At 71.0% G+C, this 4,349-nt stretch carries 1 protein-coding gene; it reads left to right on the top strand.

What is annotated here, in order from left to right; all coding sequences use genetic code 11:
• The coding region (locus tag ACIQ42_RS16465) for a condensation domain-containing protein (RefSeq protein ID WP_397423329.1) at positions 1 to 4,349 on the top strand (4,349 nt) is incomplete at both ends.

The following is a 4,349-nucleotide window of genomic DNA, read 5'->3' as shown; positions in this document are numbered from 1 at the left end:
CGGCGTTCGTGACGCTTGAGGCTCTGCCGCTGACCGCCAACGGCAAGCTGGACCGCAGGGCGCTGCCGGTTCCGGAGGGGCGGCCGGAGGGTCTGGCCTATGTAGCGCCGCGAAGCCCGACGGAGGCGGCGCTGGCGCAGATCTGGGGGCAGGTGCTGCGGCTGGACCAGGTCGGGGTCCACGACAACTTCTTCGAGCTCGGGGGAGACTCCATCCAGTGCATCCAGATCGCCGCGCGGGCCAAGCGCGTGGGGGTGCATGTGACAGTGCGGCAGATATTCGAGCGTCAGACCGTGGCGGAGCTGGCAGCGGCGGCGGTTCTGGGGGTGGGGATCGAGGCGGAGCAGGGGCTGGTGAGCGGGGAGGTGCCGCTGACGCCGATCCAGCACTGGCTGCTAGACGCCGATCCGGTCACGCCGCACCACTTCAACCAGAGCTTCCTGCTGGCCTGCCGCGAGCCGCTGTCGGGCAAGGTGCTGGCGCATGCGCTGGAGGGGCTGAGCGCGCATCACGACGCGCTGCGGCTGCGCTTCGAGCGGACCGCGCAAGGCTGGCGGCAGTGGCACGCGGAGCCGCAGGCCGCCGAGGTCGAGGTGATCGACCTGTCGGGGGTGGCGGGTCCGGAGCGGGCCGCGGCGATCACGGAGCGCGCCGGGCTGGTGCAAGCCAGCCTGGACCTGGGCGCGGGGCCGGTGCTTCGCGCGGCGCTGTTCGAGCTGGGCCCGGGCCAGGGCCAGCGGCTGTTGCTGACGATCCACCACCTGGCGGTCGACGCGGTGTCGTGGCGGGTGCTGCTGGAGGACCTGCCGACGCTCTACGGTCAGGCTGCGCGGGGCATGCCGGCGCAGCTGCCGGCGAAGAGCACCTCGTTCAAGAGCTGGGCGGAGCACCTAGCGGCCTACGCCGGCGGCGATCCGGCGCTCGAGGAGCTGGCCTACTGGCGCGCCGCGCCCTGGTCGAAGAGCGCGCCCCTGCCGCGGGACCTGGAGGTGGGAGCGAACGATGTCGCCTCGGCCGCAACGGTGGAGATGGTGCTGGAGGCGCAGGAGACCCAAGCCCTGCTACAGGAGGTGCCGGGGGTCTACCATACGCAGATCAACGACGCGCTGCTGACCGCGCTTGCGGAGGCCTTCGCGGGCTGGACCGGCCGGCGCAGCCTGCTGGTGGGGCTGGAGGGCCACGGCCGCGAGGAGCTGTTCGAGGATGTCGACGTCTCGCGCACCGTGGGCTGGTTCACCAGCCTGTTCCCGGTGTTGCTGGACCTGGAGGGCGTCTCGGATCCGGGGATGGCGCTGAAGGCGGTGAAGGAGCAGCTTCGCGCGGTGCCACGGCGCGGGGTGGGCTACGGGGTGCTGCGCTATCTGGGCGGGGAGGGGACTGAGCTGGCCGGGTTGCCGCAGGCCGAGGTGACGTTCAACTACCTGGGCCAGGTCGACCAGGCCGCGGCGGACGCGGCCCTGTTCGCCATCGCGCCGGAGGACGCCGGCGCGGCGATTGGCCCGCGGATGGCGCGGGGGCACCTGATCGAAGTCACCGGGGCCGTGGTTGACGGGCGGCTTCGCCTGCAGTGGACCTACAGCCGCGGCCGCCACACGGCGGCCACCATCGAGGGCCTGGCCGCCGGCTTCGCCGCCAGCCTGCGCCGGATCATCGCCCACTGCCGCGATAGCGACGGCGGATACACCCCCTCCGACTTCACCCTGCTCGATCTGGAGCAGGCGGAACTTGATCGGATCGTGCAGTCGGCGGGCGGGGCGGGGCGGGTGGCGGACATCTATCCGGTGTCGCCGCTGCAGCAGGGCCTGCTGTTCCACACGCTCTACGCGCCGGCCTCGACGGCCTATGTGACGACGCTGAGCTGGCGGCTCGCCGGGGCGCTGGACGCCCAGGCGCTGCGGCGCGCTTGGGACCACCTGGTGCAGCGCCACGACATCTTGCGCACCGCCTTCGTCGGCCACGACCTGGCCAGTCCCCTGCAGGTCGTGCTGCGCCAGGCCGAGGTCCCGTTCGAGACATTCGACTGGCGCGCGCTTGCCGGCGACCAGCAGGCCCTGCGCTTGGCCGAGCTCTTGGCCGCCGAGCGGGAGCGGCCCTTCGACTTCGCCCGGCCGCCGCTGATGCGGCTGTGCCTGATCCGCACCGGCGAGGCCGAGCACCGGCTGATCTGGACCAGCCACCATGTGCTTCTGGACGGCTGGTCGCTGCCGATCCTGCTGGCCGACGTGTTCGCCGCCTATGCGGCCTATGCCGCGGGCCAGGAGCCCCGGCTGGGTCCGGCGCACCCCTACCGCGACCACATCGCCTGGCTGCAGCAGCAGGACAAGGGCCGGGGCGAGGCCTACTGGCGCGCGCGTCTGGCCGGGTTCGAGGCGCCCACCCCGCTGGCGGTCGACCGGCCGTCGCGCGGCCCGGCCGGGGCAGGCGACCGCCACGCCGAGCACCGCCACGTCTTCAAGCTGGACCTGAAGATGCTGGAGGGCTTCGCTCGGAGCCAGAAGCTCACCCTCAACACCCTGGCCCTGGGGTCTTGGGCGCTGGTGCTGAGCCGCTACAGCGGCCAGCCGGACGTGGTGTTCGGGGTCACGGTCTCGGGCCGGCCGACGGAGCTGGCCGACGCCGAGCAGCGAGTCGGCCTGTTCATCAACACCTTGCCCCTGCGGGTGGCCTCGCCGCCCGAGAGCACGGTGGCGGCCTGGCTCGCCGAGATCCAGGCGCGGCAGAACGAGCTGATCGACCACCAGTCCAGCGCCCTGGTGGACGTGCAGCGCTGGAGCGAGCTGGCGCCGGGCGCGCCACTGTTCCACAGCGGGTTCGTATTCGAGAACTACCCGTTCGACGGTCTGGCGGTGGCCGAGGGCGCCGAGCGGGCGATCGTGATCGACGAAATCGAGGCGGTCGAGCGGCCGCACTATCCGATCACCCTGGCGTTCATGATCGGGGCCGAGGGGCTTGTCGTCCGGCTCACCTACGACACCGACCTGTTCGACGCGGCGACGATCGGTCGGCTTGCGGGTCATCTTGAGCGGGTTCTGGAGCAGGCGGTGGCGGACCCTGGCCGGCGGCTTGGGTCGTTCGACCTGCTGGACACGGCGGAGCGTCGCCAGCTGCTGGTGGAGTGGAACGACACGGCGGCCGACTATCCGCGGGAGCGCCTGATTCACGAAGGTTTCGAGGCCCGGGCCGACGAGGCACCGGCCGCCACGGGCCTAGTCACGGCCAAGGGCGTCGTCACCTATGGCGAACTGAACTCGCGCGCCAACCAGATCGCACACGCGCTGCGCGCGTCAGGCCTGCTGAGCGGGGACCCCGTCGGCGTCCTTCTGCGTCGAAACGAGGGCCTGGTCGTCGCCGTACTCGCCATCGCCAAGGCTGGCGGGGTGTTTGCGCCGCTGGATCCGGACTGGCCGCAAGACCGCCTGATGAGCGTGATCGGGCAGGTTGGCATCGGCCTGCTGGTCACTCAACTGAGCCTGCTGCGTGTGGCGCAGGACCTGCAGTGGCTGAGTTCTGATCTCGACCAGCTAGTCTGTCTCGACCTCGACCAGCCCCACGCGCCGCCCGAGCCCGCCGACTGGCTGGCCGTCCAGGAGCTGTTCGATCACCTGGGAGCCCAAGGCGCGACGCGCGCTGAGCGCGGGGGCTTCGTCAGCAGCTACACCGGCGCCCCCTTCTCGGAAGCCGAGATCGACGAATATGTCGATCGCATCGAGGGCCTACTTGAGCCGTTCCTGGACGGCCAGGCCAATATCTTGGAGATCGGCGCGGGATCCGGCGTCGTCGCCGCGCGGCTCGCGCCGCGTTCGGCGCGATACGTCGCGATGGACCCGGCGGCGGGCATGCTTCGGCACGCCAAGGCAGACGCTGAAGCTCAGGGCATTTCCCAACTCGTTTGCGCGACCGGGTTCGCCCACGAGATATCGGCGTCCCTCGGCGGCCCGTTCGATGTCGTGCTACTGGCGAGCGTCGTCCAGTTCTTCCCGGGCTACGGCTATCTGCGCCAGGTGATCGACGAGGCCGTGGCCTCACTCAAGCCCGGGGGTATCCTGCTGATCGCCGACGTCCCGGATCTCGGCAGGCGCGAAGACCTGCGCCGGTCCCTTGAGGGCTTCTGGGCAAGTCAGCCGAAGGGACAGCGGCACACTACGTCCCTCGACTCGATCTTCCATCTCGCTCCGCAGTTCTTCAGGGACCTGGACCTGAGCACGCCGTGCCGCATCGAGATCCGCCCGCGGCTGTCCGGATTCTCGAACGAACTCGGCTACCGCTACGATGTGATCCTCCGGTCGTGCGCCCCCGCGCCAGCCACCGGCGCGCGCGCACCCGCCCGCAAAGGCATTGTCTCGGCTAAG

It is taken from the genome of Phenylobacterium sp. (genome assembly GCF_044372605.1).
In the GTDB taxonomy this organism is placed as follows: Bacteria; Pseudomonadota; Alphaproteobacteria; order Caulobacterales; family Caulobacteraceae; genus Phenylobacterium.
The sequence above is the reverse complement of the archived record's forward strand: the minus strand, read 5'-3'. Positions and strand labels throughout refer to the sequence as shown.